This window comes from Cupriavidus basilensis, assembly GCF_000876015.1.
Lineage (GTDB): Bacteria > Pseudomonadota > Gammaproteobacteria > Burkholderiales > Burkholderiaceae > Cupriavidus > Cupriavidus basilensis_B.
In genome coordinates this window covers 218364-232678 of record NZ_BBQM01000022.1, presented here as the reverse complement: position 1 = coordinate 232678, position 14315 = coordinate 218364, and the positions used below count along the sequence as shown (strand labels likewise).

Sequence of the window (14315 nt, the reverse complement as noted above, 5' to 3'; positions counted from 1 at the left end):
TTCACGCGACCCCTCCCCTTGGCACGAACCCCACATGCCTGAAAGCAAACCCAAGCTGCGCCTCTCGGTGCTGGACCAGAGCCCGGTCATCGCCGGCCACAGCGCGCGCGACGCGCTGGCCGCCACGGTGGAGCTGGCGCAGGCCGCCGACGCGCTCGGCTACACGCGCTACTGGTGCGCCGAGCACCACGGCCTGCGCGGCGTGTGCAACCCGGCGCCGGAAGTCATGCTGGCGCGCCTGGGCAGCGTCACGCGGCGCATCCGGCTGGGCTCGGGCGGCGTGATGCTGCCCTACTACAGCCCGTTCAAGGTGGCCGAGCAGTTCCGCATGCTCGAAGGCCTGTTCCCGGGCCGCATCGACCTCGGCGTGGGCCGCGCGCCGGGCGGCGACCTGCGCACCGCGCAGGCCGTGGCGATGGGCGACTACAATCGCGGCGACCATTTCGCCGAGCAGGTGCAGGACCTGTCCTGGCTGCTGCGCGGCGAGGTGCCGCCCGGGCACATCGCCGAGGGCGTGGTGCTGCAGCCGGAGATCGATACCCGGCCCGAGCTGTGGGTGCTGGGCTCGAGCGACTACGGCGGCGCGCTGGCGGCCCGGCTCGGCCTGCGCTTCGCCTTCGCCCACTTCATCAACCCGCACATGGGCCACGCCGTGGCGCGCCACTACCGCGAGGACTTCGCGCCCGCGTATGACGCGCGCCCGTACAGCGCCGCGGCGATCTTCGTGATCTGCGCCGATACCGAGGCCGAGGCGGCGGCGCTGGAGCGCGCCGTGGACCTGCGCCGGCTGCAGATGGCCTATGGCGTCAACGCGCCGATCCCGTCGCTGGAGCAGGCCGCGCAGCACGAGCCCACCGAGCGCGACCGCCTGATCGTCGAGCGCGAGCGCCCGCGCACCATCTGCGGCACGCCGGAGCAGGTGGCGCAGCGCATGCTGGACCTGCGCGAGCGCTTCCAGGCCGACGAACTGGTGGTGCTGAGCGTGGCCGCCAGCTACGCGGCGCGGCTGCGCACCTACGAACTGCTGGCGCAGGCCTTCGATCTCTCGGCGGACTGAGGCGGGCCGGCGCGGCGGCCCGTTCGGCTATCATCCCGGGTTGCCAACGTTTTTCGTTTTCCGGGACCGACAGCCATGACCATCGAAGCCAATCCGACCGTCGAAATCAAGGTGCTCGACGCACGCCTGCACGAATGGGGCCTGCCCGCCTACCAGAGCGACATGGCGGCGGCGATCGACCTGCACGCCTGCCTGGACGCGCCGCTCGCGATCGCGCCCGGCACGCCGGCGCAGCTGGTGCCGGCCGGCATCGCCGTGCACATGGCCAATCCGTACATGGCGGCCACCATCGCGCCGCGCTCGGGCCTGGGCCACAAGAAGGGGCTGGTGCTGGGCAATTCGATCGGCGTGATCGATGCCGACTACCAGGGCCCGATCATGGTCAGCGTGTGGAACCGCAACGCGCCCGGCACCGCGCCGATCGTGATCGAGCCGGGCGAGCGCATCGCGCAGATGATGTTCGTGCCGGTGCTGCGGCCCGTGTTCAGGACGGTGGAGGATTTTTCCGCGGACAGCGCGCGCGGCGCGGGCGGGTTCGGCTCGACCGGCGTGCACCACGCCGGCAAGAGCGCCTGAGCGCCACGGGCCGGGAAAGCAGGCGCGCGCGGCGCGCCTCCTGGTAAGCCTGTTAGTGCGCCTGCTCGAACAGCAGCGCCACGCCACCGGCCAGCGCGGCCGGGATCAGGCTCTGCGCCGGGCCCAGGTCGAACGCGTCCACGCCGGCGGCGCGCCAATGCGCGCGGGCCGCGGCGAGGTCCGCGGTGCGCAGCCGGATGGCGGCATACCCGGGCACCGCGCGCCGCACCTGCTCGGTGCCGGTGGCCGCGGCCAGCGCCTGCGGCGTGGTCACGACCAGCGCCGCGCCGTCCAGCGCCAGGCTGCAGATGTGCTCGTTGATTTGCGTCATCTCGCCGCCGGTGAGCTCGGCATAGGCCCGGCCGGCGGCGTCGACCAGCGCCGGCGCCACCACCAGGAACATGGTGGCGATGCCGGTGGCGCCGTTGGCGTGCGCGGTCCACTCGGGGCGCCACAGCAGCTCCGGCGTGACGTGCTCGCAGAGGAAGAAGCGCGCGCCGGGCGCATCGTCGATGGCGGTGACGCAGAACGTGGCGGGATGCTCGCTGCCGTCGTCCAGCCGCACCGGGCGCGAGAACCTGACCGCCTCCGAGGCATGCCATCCGTCCGCGCGCAGCTGCGTCGCGGCCGCGGCGCTGTCGGCGCTCTTGCAGGACAGCGCCGCGCAGCCGCCGCCGGCTTGCTGGGCGTCCCAGTAATACTGGCGCGCGGGACTCGGCGCGGTGACGTGCAGCAGCTCCAGGTAGTCGCGCTCCAGCATCACGCAATGGTTCTGCGAGCCGAGCGTGTGGTAGCCGCGCGGCGTCAGGGTGAAGCCGAACCCACGCCACGCCTGCGCGGCGGCGTCGAGATCGGGGCACACCATCACGGCATGGTCTAGCGGTTCCGTCGTCATCGCTACCTCTGCAAGTCCTGCAATCAATCGAATCGGTCGACCGGCCGCAATCGGCCGGTCAGTCGAACTGGATGTTGGCCTTGCGCGCCACCGCCTGCCACTTGTCGTGCTCATGGCGGACCAGGCTGGCGAGTTCGGCCGGGCTGCCGCCGACGACCTCGAAACCCTGCATGGCCAGCGCGTCCATCACGCGCGGCTGCCGCAGCGCGCGCACCAGCGCGTCGTGCAGGCGGCCCACCAGCGGCTCGGGCAGGCCGGCCGGGCCGAACACGCCGATCCAGGAATACGCCTCGAAGCCGCGATAGCCCTGCTCGCTCACGGTCGGCAGTTGCGGGAACTGGGGCAGCCGAGCGCTGCCGGTCACGCCCAGCAGCTTGACCGTCTTGGCCGCCACGTGCGCCTGCACGGCCGCGTAGCTCGAGAAAAAGACGTCGACTTCGTTGGACAGCACGGCCTGCACCGCCGGGCCGCCGCCTTTGTATGGAACATGGAGAAAGCGCACCCCGGCCTCGGTCGCCAGCGCCTCGGCCGCCAGCTGGTTGAGGCTGCCCACGCCCGACGAGGCGTAGTGGATGCTCTCCGGCTTCTCGCGCGCCATTGCCACCAGTTCCTTCACGTTGGAAGCCGGCAGCGAGGGATTGGCGGCGATCACCAGCGGGAAGCGTACCAGCTGCGAGATCGGCGTGAAATCGCGGAAGGTGTCGTAAGGCAGGTGCTTGTAGGCAAACGGGTTGATGGCGTGGGTGTCGAACGCCATCAGCAGGGTGGTGCCGTCGGGCTTGGCGCGCGCCACCATGCTGGAGGCGATCAGCCCGCCGGCGCCCGGCTTGTTGTCGATCACCACGGTCTGGCCGAGGCCGCTCTTGAGGCCGGGCTGCAACTGGCGCGCGACGATGTCGACGCTGCCGCCGGGCGGGAACGGCAGCACCATCGAAATGGGCCGGCCGGCGCCGCCGACGGGGGCATCGCCGCCCTGGGCGGCATGGCCGGGCGCGGGAATCAGGGGCATCGCGCCCAGCGGCAGCGATTTGAGCAGCAGGCGGCGCAGCCGCGAGCGTTCGGTCAGGGACATCGGGTACTCAGGCAAATGGCGGGCTCGACGCAGCTACCGTGGCAGCCGCACCCGGCCACAACAAAAAAGGGCGGCATTGCTGCCGCCCTGTATTTTGCCCGAGGATAGCACGAATTGCTGGCGGCAGGACTGCCGCCAGCCTTCCCGCCCGGCGGGCGCCTTACACCTCCGCCTTCTCGTTCTCGGGCGCCTCCGGGGGTTCCGGCGGCTCCGCGGCGGCTTCGGTGAAGTCCAGCTTGATCTGGTCCTGCTCGTCGAGGTCGACCACGACCTTGCCGCCCGAGACCAGCTTGCCGAACAGCAGTTCGTCGGCCAGCGCCTTGCGGATCAGGTCCTGGATCAGGCGCTGCATCGGCCGCGCGCCCATCAGCGGATCGAAGCCCTTCTTGGCGAGGAACTTGCGCAGTTTCTCGCTGAAGCTGGCTTCCACCTTCTTCTCGTGGAGCTGCTCCTCGAGCTGCATGAGGAACTTGTCCACCACGCGCAGGATGATTTCCTCGTCCAGCGAGCGGAAGCTGATGATGGCGTCCAGCCGGTTGCGGAACTCCGGCGTGAACATGCGCTTGATGTCGGCCATCTCGTCGCCCTGCTCGCGCGCCGAGGTGAAGCCGATGGTGGCGCGGTTCATGGTCTCCGCCCCCGCGTTGGTGGTCATGATGATGATCACGTTGCGGAAGTCGGCGCGGCGGCCGTTGTTGTCGGTCAGCGCGCCGTGGTCCATCACCTGCAGCAGGATGTTGAAGATGTCCGGGTGCGCCTTCTCGATTTCGTCGAGCAGCAGCACGCAGTGCGGCTTCTTGGTGACGGCCTCGGTCAGCAGGCCGCCCTGGTCGAAGCCCACGTAGCCCGGAGGCGCGCCGATCAGCCGGCTCACCGCGTGGCGCTCCATGTATTCGGACATGTCGAAGCGCAGCAGCTCGATGCCCATGATGAAGGCGAGCTGCTTGGCGACCTCGGTCTTGCCCACGCCGGTCGGGCCGGAGAACAGGAACGAGCCGATCGGCTTGTCGGTCTTGCCCAGGCCCGCGCGCGACATCTTGATGGCCGAGGCCAGCGCCTCGATGGCCGGGTCCTGGCCGAACACCACCGACTTCAGGTCGCGGTCCAGCGTCTGCAGCTTGCTGCGGTCGTCCTGGTTGACGCTCTGCGGCGGGATGCGGGCGATGCGCGAGACGATGTCCTCGATCTCGCCCTTGCCGATGGTCTTCTTCTGCTTGGACTTCGGCAGGATGCGCTGCGCGGCGCCTGCCTCGTCGATCACATCGATGGCCTTGTCCGGCAGGTGGCGGTCGGTGATGAAGCGCGCCGACAGCTCGGCCGCCGCGGTCAGCGCCGCCGCCGCGTACTTGACGCCGTGGTGCTCCTCGAAGCGCGACTTCAGGCCGCGCAGGATCTGCACGGTCTGGTCGACCGACGGCTCCACCACGTCGATCTTCTGGAACCGGCGCGACAGCGCCGCGTCCTTCTCGAAGATGCCGCGATACTCGGTGAAGGTGGTCGCGCCGATGCACTTGAGCTGGCCCGACGACAGCGCCGGCTTGAGCAGGTTGCTGGCATCCAGCGTGCCGCCCGAGGCAGCGCCCGCGCCGATCAGCGTGTGGATCTCGTCGATGAACAGGATCGCGTTCGGATTGTCCTTGAGCGACTTGAGCACGCCCTTGAGGCGCTGCTCGAAATCGCCGCGGTACTTGGTGCCGGCCAGCAGCGCGCCCATGTCGAGCGAGTACACCACCGCCTTTTCGAGGATGTCGGGCACTTCGTTCTTGGTGATGCGCCAGGCCAGGCCCTCCGCGATGGCGGTCTTGCCGACGCCGGCCTCGCCCACCAGCAGCGGGTTGTTCTTGCGCCGGCGGCACAGCACCTGGACCACGCGCTCGACTTCGCTCTCGCGGCCGATCAGCGGATCGATCTTGCCGGCCTTGGCCAGCACGTTCAGGTTCTGGGTGAACTGCTCGAGCGGGCTTTCCTTGCCATCGCCGCCTTCGCCCTCGGCCGCGCCCTCGCCATGCTTGGCGGGCTCGGCCTGGTCCTTGCGGATGCCGTGGCTGATGAAATTGACCACGTCCAGCCGGGTCACGCCCTGCTGCTGGAGGTAGTACACCGCGTGCGAGTCCTTTTCGCCGAAGATCGCCACCAGCACGTTGGCGCCCGTCACTTCCTTCTTGCCGTTGGAAGTGGACTGCACGTGCATGATGGCGCGCTGGATCACGCGCTGGAAGCCCAGCGTGGGCTGGGTATCCACCTCGTCGGTGCCGGGCACCACCGGGGTATTGTCCGCGATGAAATTCTTCAGGCTGGTGCGCAGGTCCTCGATATTGGCTGCGCAGGCGCGCAAGACTTCCGCTGCCGTGGGGTTGTCAAGCAACGCCAGTAGCAGGTGCTCCACGGTGATGAACTCGTGGCGTGCCTGCCGCGCTTCAACAAACGCCATGTGCAGGCTGACTTCCAATTCTTGCGCAATCATGCTTCCTCCATCACGCACTGCAACGGATGACCCGCCTGCCGTGCGTGCGTTGACACCAGCTCGACCTTCGTCGCCGCGATATCCCTGGTATAGATACCGCAGACCCCCTTGCCTTCCCGGTGGACGGTGAGCATGATCTGCGTCGCCGTCTCCCGGTCCCTGCTGAAATACTGCTGCAGGATCATCACGACGAACTCCATCGGGGTGAAGTCGTCATTCAGCAGCAGGACCTTGTACATGGCGGGCGGTTTGAGCGCCTGCTCTTTCCGCTCCAGTACGGTGCCTGCTTCGCGTTGTGGGACATTTGCCAGCCGTGTAGCCATGGCTTTATTCTAACCCTTACGCACAACTCTGCAATTTGGGGAAAAGACACGGGATTCAAGAGGCCGATGCAGCGGCCATCGAAATTCCGGAGATGCCGAATGCATCCGGGGACACCCGGAAGCGCGGGCGCGCCGCCAGGACCCAAACCCCTCCAAAATACCACCGACCGCCGTTCCTTTCCCGCCACACCCTACGGCGAGTGGGGAATCTGCCAGCTTGACAGTGACCATGTTTGCCAGAAGAATCGTTCACACATTCAGTCTGGTTACGCGAGCCAAGCAATATGCCGGACCTGGGTGATCCGTGAGCAGGGAGGCCCACGAATCCGGCGGCGGCGAGTCAGCATCGAGAAACTGGCCGCCACGCGGTGCCCCGCAAGTCGTGCCACAGCGCCCGGCCCGGTCTGACCGGCCCGGCGCGAAGCCACATGCCGGGCGCCGGCTGGCCGCGGCGCTTTCCCCCGCTCGTATCCTGCTTTTTTTGTTGGGGGAGTTTATGGCAAGCGGTATCGTCAAATGGTTCAATGACGCCAAGGGCTTTGGGTTCATCAAGCCGGACGACGGCGAAGAAGAACTGTTTGCGCACTTTTCGGCCATCCAGATGAGTGGCTTCAAGACCCTGAAAGAGGGTCAGCGCGTATCCTTCGAAATCATCCAGGGTCCCAAGGGCAAGCAAGCCACCAATATCCAGGACGCTGCTGCCTGAAGACGCTGTGCATGGCCGCACCCGCCGGCAGAGCGCGCGGCGGCCACGAAAGGATGCGGGGGAGTCCTCCCCGGAACGGGATCGGCCTGTAGCCCCCCGGATACCGCCCGGCCCTGGCTGCCGGCGTGCCGTGTCCGGAAAGACAGGCTGAACAGCAGTACGCGACGCATCCGTCAAAAAGCCCGGTCAGGTCAATGCCGGGCTTTTTGTTTGGCTGCCACATCGCGGCAGCGCCGCCGACAGCCCCGCCTGCCACGATCCCATCCGGTTTCATCCTGACTGCGCGCACCAATGAAAAACCCCCGGCACCTCCTCGCGGAAGCCCGGGGGCCAGCCAGCTCGCGCCCCCAAGCCAGAAGGGGCGGCTGGCAGCTAGCGCTTACATATTGTCGATCATCACCTGGCCAAAGCCCGAGCACGACACCTGCGTGGCGCCTTCGAGCAGGCGGGCAAAGTCGTAGGTGACCTTCTTCGACAGGATCGACTTCTCCATCGACGAGATGATCAGGTCGGCGGCCTCGGTCCAGCCCATGTGGCGCAGCATCATTTCGGCGGACAGGATCTCGGAGCCCGGGTTCACGTAGTCCTTGCCGGCGTACTTCGGCGCGGTGCCGTGGGTGGCTTCGAACATGGCCACCGAGTCGGACAGGTTGGCGCCGGGGGCGATGCCGATGCCGCCAACCTGGGCCGCCAGCGCGTCCGAGATGTAGTCGCCGTTCAGGTTCAGCGTGGCGATCACCGAGTATTCGGCCGGGCGCAGCAGGATCTGCTGCAGGAAGGCGTCGGCGATGGCGTCCTTGATGACGATCTCGCGGCCGGTCTTGGGGTTCTTGAACTTGCACCACGGGCCGCCGTCGATCGGCTCGGCGCCGAATTCCTTCTGCGCCAGCTCGTAGGCCCAGTCGCGGAAGCCGCCTTCGGTGAACTTCATGATGTTGCCCTTGTGCACGATGGTCACGGAGGGCTTGTCATTGTCGATCGCGTACTGGATGGCCTTGCGCACCAGGCGCTGGGTGCCCTGGCGGGAGACCGGCTTGACGCCGATGCCCGAGGTTTCCGGGAAGCGGATCTTCTTGACGCCCATCTCGTTCTGCAGGAAGGCGATCAGCTTCTTGGCCTGCTCGCTTTCCGCTTCCCACTCGATGCCGGCGTAGATGTCTTCCGAGTTCTCGCGGAAGATCACCATGTCGATCTTCTGCGGCTCGCGCACCGGCGAAGGCACGCCCTTGAAGTAGGCCACCGGGCGCAGGCAGACGTAGAGGTCGAGTTGCTGGCGCAGCGCCACGTTCAGCGAGCGGATGCCGCCGCCGACCGGCGTGGTCAGCGGGCCCTTGATCGACACCACGTATTCCTTCAGGGCCTGCAGCGTCTCCTCGGGCAGCCACACGTCGGGGCCGTAGACCTTGGTCGACTTCTCGCCGGCGTAGATCTCCATCCACGAGATCTTGCGCTTGCCGGCGTAGGCCTTGGCCACCGCGGCGTCGACCACCTTGATCATCACCGGGGTGATGTCCAGGCCCGTTCCGTCGCCCTCGATGAAGGGAATGATCGGATTGTCCGGAACATTCAGCGAGAAATCCTGGTTGACCGTGATCTTGTCACCGGCCGGAACCTTGATGTGTTGGTACATGACGTCTCCAGTACGGAACGGGGGGATGGGACAGGCCGCCAGGCGCGCGGGCCGGGCGGCGGGATATGGGGAAGCGCGGGGGCATTTTAGCGGGATCGCCGAAGCTGCGATGGTGCGTTGCACACAGCCGCCGGCCGGTGGCACGCCAAATGCGTTCCAGTCTTATATAAGACATAAGACTGCCTTTCATTATGCAACAAAATCCCGCGATCCGCCATCGCCACGGCGCCCTGCCGCGGCGCCGGGCCGCCGGCCGGGCGCGCGGCTGCGGCATACTGGCGCCCGTCGGCGCGTTGCCGGCATCGTCTTCCAGCCTCCGCATGACCCTGATCGCCCTGAACAAACCCTTCGGCACCATGAGCCAGTTTTCCGCGCACCCGTCGCGCCCGACGCTGGCCGACTGCGTGGCGCTGCCCGGCGTGTACCCGGCCGGCCGGCTCGATGCCGACAGCGAGGGCCTGCTGCTGCTGACCGACGACGGCGCCCTGCAGGCGCGCATCGCCGATCCGCACCACAAGCTGGCGAAGACGTACCTGGTGCAGGTGGAAAACGTGCCCGGCGCGGACGCGCTCGCGCGCCTGCGCGCGGGCGTGGACCTCGGCGACTTCCGCACCCGGCCCGCGCAGGCGCGCCTGATCGAGGAGCCCGGCTTCCTGTGGCCGCGCCAGCCGCCGGTGCGGTTCCGCGCCGCCATCCCGACGCAATGGCTGGAAATGGAGATCCGCGAGGGCAAGAACCGGCAGGTGCGGCGCATGACGGCGGCGGTCGGCTTTCCCACCCTGCGCCTGGTGCGCGTGAAGATCGGCGCGCTCGACCTGCGCGCGCTCGGGCTGGCACCCGGGCAGTGGTGCGAGGTCTCGGCCGCGGATCTGGGCCTGCCCGCCGCCGCCGCGCCGCGCCCGCATCCCTCCCCGCGCGCGGACACGGCACGCGCGCCGGCCGGGCGGCAAACCCGGAGTCCGGGGCGCCCGCGGCGATAAAGTTACAAAAATTAACAGATCGCGGGTCAACGGCCCGCCGCCGCGCTTCGTTTTTGACAGTGACACGTCGCACACGAGTCACTCTTTCGAATCGATTCAACCTTCCGAGGTAGATAGCATGAACAAACTGATCGCTGCTCTGGTCGCCGGCCTGTTCGCCACCGGCGCTTTCGCTCAAGCCGCCGCTCCCGCACCGGCTGCTCCGGCCGCCGCGGCGCCCGCAGCGGAAGCTCCGGCTGCCAAGCCGGCCAAGAGCGCCAAGAAGAGCCACGCCAAGCACGCTCGCAAGGCCAAGGCTGCTGCGGCTGCCAAGGCTGACGCGCCGGCCGCCCAGTAAGTTCACTGCTGGCGCGCCGGACCTTGCGTCCGGCATGCGAAAGGCAGGCTGCCCGCGGGGCCGCCTGCCTTTTTTGTTGGCCGCCGCGCGTTGCCCGGCCGGGCAACGCGGCGAAACCATCGCGCGCGCCGCGCGCGCGATAGCTGCGTTATGCTGGCGGCTGTCCTGAACCCGTCATCCGCCGCTTCCCTTCCATGCGTCCTGTCCTCCCGTTCCTTCTCGCCGGCGGCTGCGCCGTTGCCTTCCTGACTTCCGCGCTGGCCCAGGCGCCGGCCAGCGGCCTGCCGGTCAGGCAGCTTACCGCGGGCATGTACGCGATCAAGGCGGCAATCGCCGCCACGCCGGAATCCCGCGAGCTGGGCCTGATGTACCGCAAGAACATGCCCGCCAACGAAGGCATGCTGTTCGTCTTCGAGGACAAGGCCGGGCACTGCTTCTGGATGAAGAACACCGACCTGCCGCTGTCGATCGCCTTCCTCGCCGACGACGGCGCCATCGTCAACATCGAGGACATGGCGCCGCAGACGGAAGACAACCATTGCCCGCGCGCGGCCGTGCGCTACGCGCTGGAGATGAACAAGGGATGGTTCGCACAGAAGGGCCTGAAGGCCGGCGCGAAGATCGGCGGCCTGCCGCAGCCGCGCTAGCGGGACGGCGCGGCGGCATGCCCGCCGCGCGCGGCGACCGGATCAGTCGCGGAAGTTGTTGAAGTCCAGCGGCGCCTCGGGAACGTCCTTGCGCAGCAGCGCGATCACGTTCTGCAGGTCGTCGCGCTTGGTGCCGGACACGCGCACCGCGTCGCCCTGGATGCTGGCCTGCACCTTGATCTTGCTGTCCTTGATCAGGCGCACGATCTTCTTGGCCAGGTCGCCGGTGACGCCCTTCTTGATGGTGATGACCTGCTTGACCTTGTCGCCGCTGATCTTCTCGGTCTTGCCGTAGTCGAGGAAGCGCACGTCCACGTTGCGCTTGGCCATCTTGTTGATCAGCACGTCCTTGACCTGGCCGAGCTTGAAATCGTCGTCGGCGAACGCGGTCAGCTCGTTTTCCTTGTGCTCGACCCGCGCGTCCGATCCCTTGAAGTCGAAACGGGTGGTGATTTCCTTGTTGGCCTGCTCGACCGAGTTCTTCACCTCGACCATGTTCGCTTCGCACACTACGTCAAACGACGGCATTTGCACTCTCCTTGTCTTGCCTGTTGCTGATGTTGCTGATGTTGCGGTGTAGCGCCGCCCGCCCGCGGTGGGCCGACGGCGGCGCTTACGTATAATCCAGCCTACCCTGCAGTCCGGCGCCGCCGCGCGGCCGCCGCTTCACCTTTCCCTTGCATGGCAGATTTCCACGAATTTTATCCCCTGCGCCGCCACAATACATTGGGATTCGACGTGCGCGCGCGCTTCGCCGCGCATGTGCGCAGCGAGGCCGACTTGCGGCAGGCGCTGGCCGACCCGCGCGCGCAGGGGCTGCCGCTGGTGGTGCTGGGCGGCGGCAGCAACGTGGTGCTCACGCGCGACCTCGACGCGCTGGTGCTGCTGATGGAAATTCCCGGCTACGCGGCCCGCGCGGCCGACGACGCCTTCCTGGTGACGGCCGGCGCCGGCGAGAACTGGCACGCGCTGGTCTGCCGCACCATCGCCGACGGCATGCCGGGCCTGGAAAACCTGGCGCTGATCCCCGGCACCGCCGGCGCCGCGCCGATCCAGAACATCGGCGCCTACGGCGTGGAGCTGCGCGAGCGCTTCGACAGCCTGCGTGCCTGGGACCGCCAGGCCGGCGCATTCGTCACGCTCACGCGCGAGCAGTGCCGCTTCGCCTACCGCGACAGCCTGTTCAAGGCCGAGGGCCGCGACCGCTACATCATCACCGCGGTCACGCTGCGGCTGCCGCGGCCGTGGCAGCCGGTGCTCGGCTACGCGGAACTGGCACGGGAAATCGCCCAGGGGCCGGATGCGCCAGATACGTCGGATGCGTCAAACGCGCCGGTCAGCGCCGCGCGCATCCGCGACGCGATCATCGCGATCCGCTCGCGCAAGCTGCCCGACCCGGCCGAGATCGGCAACGCGGGCAGCTTCTTCAAGAATCCGGTGGTGAGCGCGGCGCAGCGCGACGCGCTGCTGGCCCGGCATCCCGGGCTGGTCAGCCATGCCCAGCCCGACGGCAGCTACAAGCTGGCGGCCGGCTGGCTGATCGACCAGTGCGGCCTCAAGGGCCTGCGCGACGGCGCGGTCGGCGTGTACGGCAAGCAGGCCCTGGTGCTGGTGCACCACGGCGGCGGCAACGGGCAGGAACTGCTGGCGCTGGCGCAGCGCATCGCCGAGACGGTGGCGGCGCGCTTCGGCGTGCGCATCGAGCCCGAGCCGGTCATCCTCTAGGCCGCGCCCGGGCGGGCGCGGCGCCGTGCTTCGGGTGCGGCCTTCGGGTGCGTCCTTCGAGCGCGCTTTTCAGGCGCGTGCTTCAGGCAAAGTGGCAGACGTAGTCCAGGGTTTCCAGCACTTCGATGTCGAAGCTGCTGTTGCCCGGCACGTCGAACCGTTGGCCCGCGCCGTAGGTGTTCCACTGCGCCTCGCCGGCCAGGCGCACGCGGCAGCTGCCCGCGTTGATTTCCATGATTTCCGGCGCGCCCGTGTTGAAGGTCAGCGCGGCGGGGAAGATCACGCCCAGCGTCTTGCGGGTGCCGTCCGGGAACAGCACGGTGTGGCTGACGCACTTGCCGTCGAAGTAGAGGTTGGCTTTCTTGACGACGGAAACGTTGTCGAACTGGCTCATGCTTTTTCTCCTTTGATGCGGTTCTGGGTGTCTCTGGGGGCGGTGCCGGCGATAGCGGCGGCAGCGGCGCGGCGCAAAAAAAAGGGGCCGTGGCGGCCCCTCTTCCCTGCTGCCATCTGCTGCCGGCCCGTGCCAGGCCGGTAGCCGTCTGCGGGCGTTACTCGCCGCGCTGGCGGCGCGCGTTCTCGGCGATGCGCATGCGCAGCGCGTTGAGCTTGATGAAGCCGCCGGCGTCGGCCTGGTTGTAGGCGCCGCCGTCGTCGTCGAAGGTCGCGATGGTCTTGTCGAACAGCGTGTCCTTCGAGTCGCGCGCGACCACGATGACGTTGCCCTTGTACAGCTTGACGCGGACCCAGCCGTTGACCTTGGCCTGGGTGTGGTCGATCAGGACCTGCAGCGCGCGGCGTTCCGGGCTCCACCAGTAGCCGTTGTAGATCAGGCTGGCGTAGCGCGGCATCAGGTCGTCCTTCAGGTGCGCGACCTCGCGGTCGAGCGTGATCGACTCGATGGCGCGGTGGGCCTTGAGGATGATGGTGCCGCCGGGGGTTTCGTAGCAGCCGCGGCTCTTCATGCCGACGTAGCGGTTTTCCACCAGGTCCAGGCGGCCGATGCCATGCTTGCCGCCGAGGCGGTTCAGCTCGGTCAGCACTTCGGCCGGCGACAGGCGCTTGCCGTTCAGGCCGACGATGTCGCCGCCGTCGAATTCGATGTCGAGGTACTCGGCCGCGTCAGGCGCATTCTCGGGCGACACGGTCCAGCGCCACATGTCTTCCTCGGCCTCGGCCTTGGGGTCTTCGAGGTGGCGGCCTTCGAACGAGATGTGCAGCAGGTTGGCGTCCATCGAGTACGGCGCGCCGCCCTTCTTGTGCTTCATGTCGATGTCGATGCCGGCCTTCTCGGCGTAGGCCAGCAGCTTCTCGCGCGACAGCAGGTCCCACTCGCGCCACGGCGCGATGACCTTCACGCCCGGCTCGAGGCCGTAGTAGCCCAGCTCGAAGCGGACCTGGTCGTTGCCCTTGCCGGTGGCGCCGTGCGACACGGCATCCGCGCCGGTGCTGCGCAGGATCTCGATCTGGCGCTTGGCGATCAGCGGACGCGCGATCGAGGTGCCGAGCAGGTATTCGCCTTCGTAGACCGCGTTGGCGCGGAACATCGGGAAGACGAAGTCGCGCACGAATTCCTCGCGCAGGTCGTCGATGAAGATGTTCTCGGGCTTGATGCCGAACTTGAGCGCCTTCTGGCGGGCCGGCTCGAGTTCCTCGCCCTGGCCGATGTCGGCGGTAAAGGTGACCACCTCGCATTGATAGGTGTCCTGCAGCCACTTCAGGATCACCGAAGTGTCCAGCCCGCCGGAGTAGGCAAGCACGACTTTCTTGATATCGCTCATGTTCGACTCGATGCGCAAAGTAAGCGCGGCCGGCATGGTTGCCGGACACGCGAGAAATTGATGCGGAAAACCGCTATTTTGACACGTCCGCCCGGGCTTGGGCGGCACTTCCGGCCCTCAGG

General features: G+C 67.8%; 15 protein-coding genes. 7 read left to right on the top strand and 8 right to left on the bottom strand.

Going from position 1 to position 14315, the window contains the following annotated elements:
* The first annotated feature begins 34 nt into the window (after positions 1-34).
* On the top strand, positions 35-1057 hold the full coding sequence (locus KF708C_RS24445; RefSeq protein WP_020201721.1) for an LLM class flavin-dependent oxidoreductase: 1023 nt from the start codon (positions 35-37) through the stop codon (positions 1055-1057).
* A gap of 75 nt (positions 1058-1132) precedes the next feature.
* Complete coding sequence (gene dut, locus KF708C_RS24440; RefSeq protein ID WP_059413552.1) at positions 1133-1633, top strand: dUTP diphosphatase; 501 nt, start codon at positions 1133-1135, stop codon at positions 1631-1633.
* A 52-nt stretch (positions 1634-1685) separates the two neighbouring features.
* Here dut and KF708C_RS24435 read toward each other — a convergent pair whose 3' ends face one another.
* From KF708C_RS24435 to clpS, 4 genes are all read right to left on the bottom strand, one after another.
* The gene (locus tag KF708C_RS24435) at positions 1686-2528 is read right to left on the bottom strand and encodes a VOC family protein (RefSeq protein WP_059413551.1); all 843 of its coding nucleotides are present in this window, start codon (positions 2526-2528) and stop codon (positions 1686-1688) included.
* Between the two features lie 58 nt (positions 2529-2586).
* Positions 2587-3600 carry a Bug family tripartite tricarboxylate transporter substrate binding protein gene (locus KF708C_RS24430; protein ID WP_020201724.1) on the bottom strand — a complete coding sequence of 338 codons (1014 nt, stop codon included), beginning with the start codon at positions 3598-3600 and terminating at the stop codon, positions 2587-2589.
* A 160-nt stretch (positions 3601-3760) separates the two neighbouring features.
* Entirely contained in the window at positions 3761-6064 is a 2304-nt protein-coding gene (gene clpA, locus KF708C_RS24425; protein WP_059413550.1) for an ATP-dependent Clp protease ATP-binding subunit ClpA, read from the bottom strand.
* On the bottom strand, positions 6061-6387 hold the full coding sequence (gene clpS, locus KF708C_RS24420; RefSeq protein ID WP_006157525.1) for an ATP-dependent Clp protease adapter ClpS: 327 nt from the start codon (positions 6385-6387) through the stop codon (positions 6061-6063). Before clpS ends, clpA begins: the two co-directional genes overlap by 4 nt.
* A gap of 496 nt (positions 6388-6883) precedes the next feature.
* Here clpS and KF708C_RS24415 point away from each other — a divergent pair, with 496 nt between their 5' ends.
* Complete coding sequence (locus KF708C_RS24415; protein ID WP_020201726.1) at positions 6884-7093, top strand: cold-shock protein; 210 nt, start codon at positions 6884-6886, stop codon at positions 7091-7093.
* Between the two features lie 379 nt (positions 7094-7472).
* Here KF708C_RS24415 and icd read toward each other — a convergent pair whose 3' ends face one another.
* Positions 7473-8723 (bottom strand): NADP-dependent isocitrate dehydrogenase, encoded by a 1251-nt coding sequence (gene icd / locus KF708C_RS24410; RefSeq protein ID WP_020201730.1) that lies wholly within the window; start codon positions 8721-8723, stop codon positions 7473-7475.
* Positions 8724-9043: 320 nt separating this feature from the next.
* Here icd and KF708C_RS24405 point away from each other — a divergent pair, with 320 nt between their 5' ends.
* The 3 genes from KF708C_RS24405 to KF708C_RS24400 all read left to right on the top strand — a co-directional run bounded on the left by KF708C_RS24405 (position 9044) and on the right by KF708C_RS24400 (position 10687).
* Positions 9044-9703: a pseudouridine synthase gene (locus KF708C_RS24405; RefSeq protein ID WP_020201731.1), complete on the top strand. Its 660-nt coding sequence runs from the start codon at positions 9044-9046 to the stop codon at positions 9701-9703.
* Between the two features lie 118 nt (positions 9704-9821).
* Positions 9822-10040: a hypothetical protein gene (locus KF708C_RS34835; protein ID WP_020201732.1), complete on the top strand. Its 219-nt coding sequence runs from the start codon at positions 9822-9824 to the stop codon at positions 10038-10040.
* 194 nt (positions 10041-10234) lie between these two features.
* Positions 10235-10687, top strand: a complete 453-nt coding sequence (locus KF708C_RS24400) for a DUF192 domain-containing protein (RefSeq protein WP_020201733.1) — start codon at positions 10235-10237, stop codon at positions 10685-10687.
* A gap of 42 nt (positions 10688-10729) precedes the next feature.
* Here KF708C_RS24400 and KF708C_RS24395 read toward each other — a convergent pair whose 3' ends face one another.
* On the bottom strand, positions 10730-11215 hold the full coding sequence (locus KF708C_RS24395; protein ID WP_020201734.1) for a YajQ family cyclic di-GMP-binding protein: 486 nt from the start codon (positions 11213-11215) through the stop codon (positions 10730-10732).
* Between the two features lie 153 nt (positions 11216-11368).
* On the opposite strand from KF708C_RS24395, the gene murB reads away from it, so the two are divergent.
* Complete coding sequence (murB, locus tag KF708C_RS24390) at positions 11369-12412, top strand: UDP-N-acetylmuramate dehydrogenase (protein ID WP_059413549.1); 1044 nt, start codon at positions 11369-11371, stop codon at positions 12410-12412.
* 82 nt (positions 12413-12494) lie between these two features.
* Here murB and ppnP read toward each other — a convergent pair whose 3' ends face one another.
* Together ppnP and KF708C_RS24380 are read right to left on the bottom strand one after the other, a co-directional pair.
* On the bottom strand, positions 12495-12806 hold the full coding sequence (gene ppnP, locus KF708C_RS24385; RefSeq protein ID WP_020201736.1) for a pyrimidine/purine nucleoside phosphorylase: 312 nt from the start codon (positions 12804-12806) through the stop codon (positions 12495-12497).
* A gap of 157 nt (positions 12807-12963) precedes the next feature.
* Positions 12964-14193 (bottom strand): argininosuccinate synthase, encoded by a 1230-nt coding sequence (locus KF708C_RS24380; RefSeq protein WP_029043329.1) that lies wholly within the window; start codon positions 14191-14193, stop codon positions 12964-12966.
* Positions 14194-14315 lie beyond the last annotated feature (122 nt).

Excerpts from the sequence above, each read along its gene's own strand:
- KF708C_RS24445 (WP_020201721.1), top strand. The coding sequence starts at position 35 with ATGCCTGAAAGCAAACCCAAGCTGCGCCTCTCGGTGCTGGACCAGAGC.
- dut (WP_059413552.1), top strand. The coding sequence starts at position 1,133 with ATGACCATCGAAGCCAATCCGACCGTCGAAATCAAGGTGCTCGACGCA.
- KF708C_RS24435 (WP_059413551.1), bottom strand. The coding sequence starts at position 2,528 with ATGACGACGGAACCGCTAGACCATGCCGTGATGGTGTGCCCCGATCTC.
- KF708C_RS24430 (WP_020201724.1), bottom strand. The coding sequence starts at position 3,600 with ATGTCCCTGACCGAACGCTCGCGGCTGCGCCGCCTGCTGCTCAAATCG.
- clpA (WP_059413550.1), bottom strand. The coding sequence starts at position 6,064 with ATGATTGCGCAAGAATTGGAAGTCAGCCTGCACATGGCGTTTGTTGAA.
- clpS (WP_006157525.1), bottom strand. The coding sequence starts at position 6,387 with ATGGCTACACGGCTGGCAAATGTCCCACAACGCGAAGCAGGCACCGTA.
- KF708C_RS24415 (WP_020201726.1), top strand. The coding sequence starts at position 6,884 with ATGGCAAGCGGTATCGTCAAATGGTTCAATGACGCCAAGGGCTTTGGG.
- icd (WP_020201730.1), bottom strand. The coding sequence starts at position 8,723 with ATGTACCAACACATCAAGGTTCCGGCCGGTGACAAGATCACGGTCAAC.
- KF708C_RS24405 (WP_020201731.1), top strand. The coding sequence starts at position 9,044 with ATGACCCTGATCGCCCTGAACAAACCCTTCGGCACCATGAGCCAGTTT.
- KF708C_RS34835 (WP_020201732.1), top strand. The coding sequence starts at position 9,822 with ATGAACAAACTGATCGCTGCTCTGGTCGCCGGCCTGTTCGCCACCGGC.
- KF708C_RS24400 (WP_020201733.1), top strand. The coding sequence starts at position 10,235 with ATGCGTCCTGTCCTCCCGTTCCTTCTCGCCGGCGGCTGCGCCGTTGCC.
- KF708C_RS24395 (WP_020201734.1), bottom strand. The coding sequence starts at position 11,215 with ATGCCGTCGTTTGACGTAGTGTGCGAAGCGAACATGGTCGAGGTGAAG.
- murB (WP_059413549.1), top strand. The coding sequence starts at position 11,369 with ATGGCAGATTTCCACGAATTTTATCCCCTGCGCCGCCACAATACATTG.
- ppnP (WP_020201736.1), bottom strand. The coding sequence starts at position 12,806 with ATGAGCCAGTTCGACAACGTTTCCGTCGTCAAGAAAGCCAACCTCTAC.
- KF708C_RS24380 (WP_029043329.1), bottom strand. The coding sequence starts at position 14,193 with ATGAGCGATATCAAGAAAGTCGTGCTTGCCTACTCCGGCGGGCTGGAC.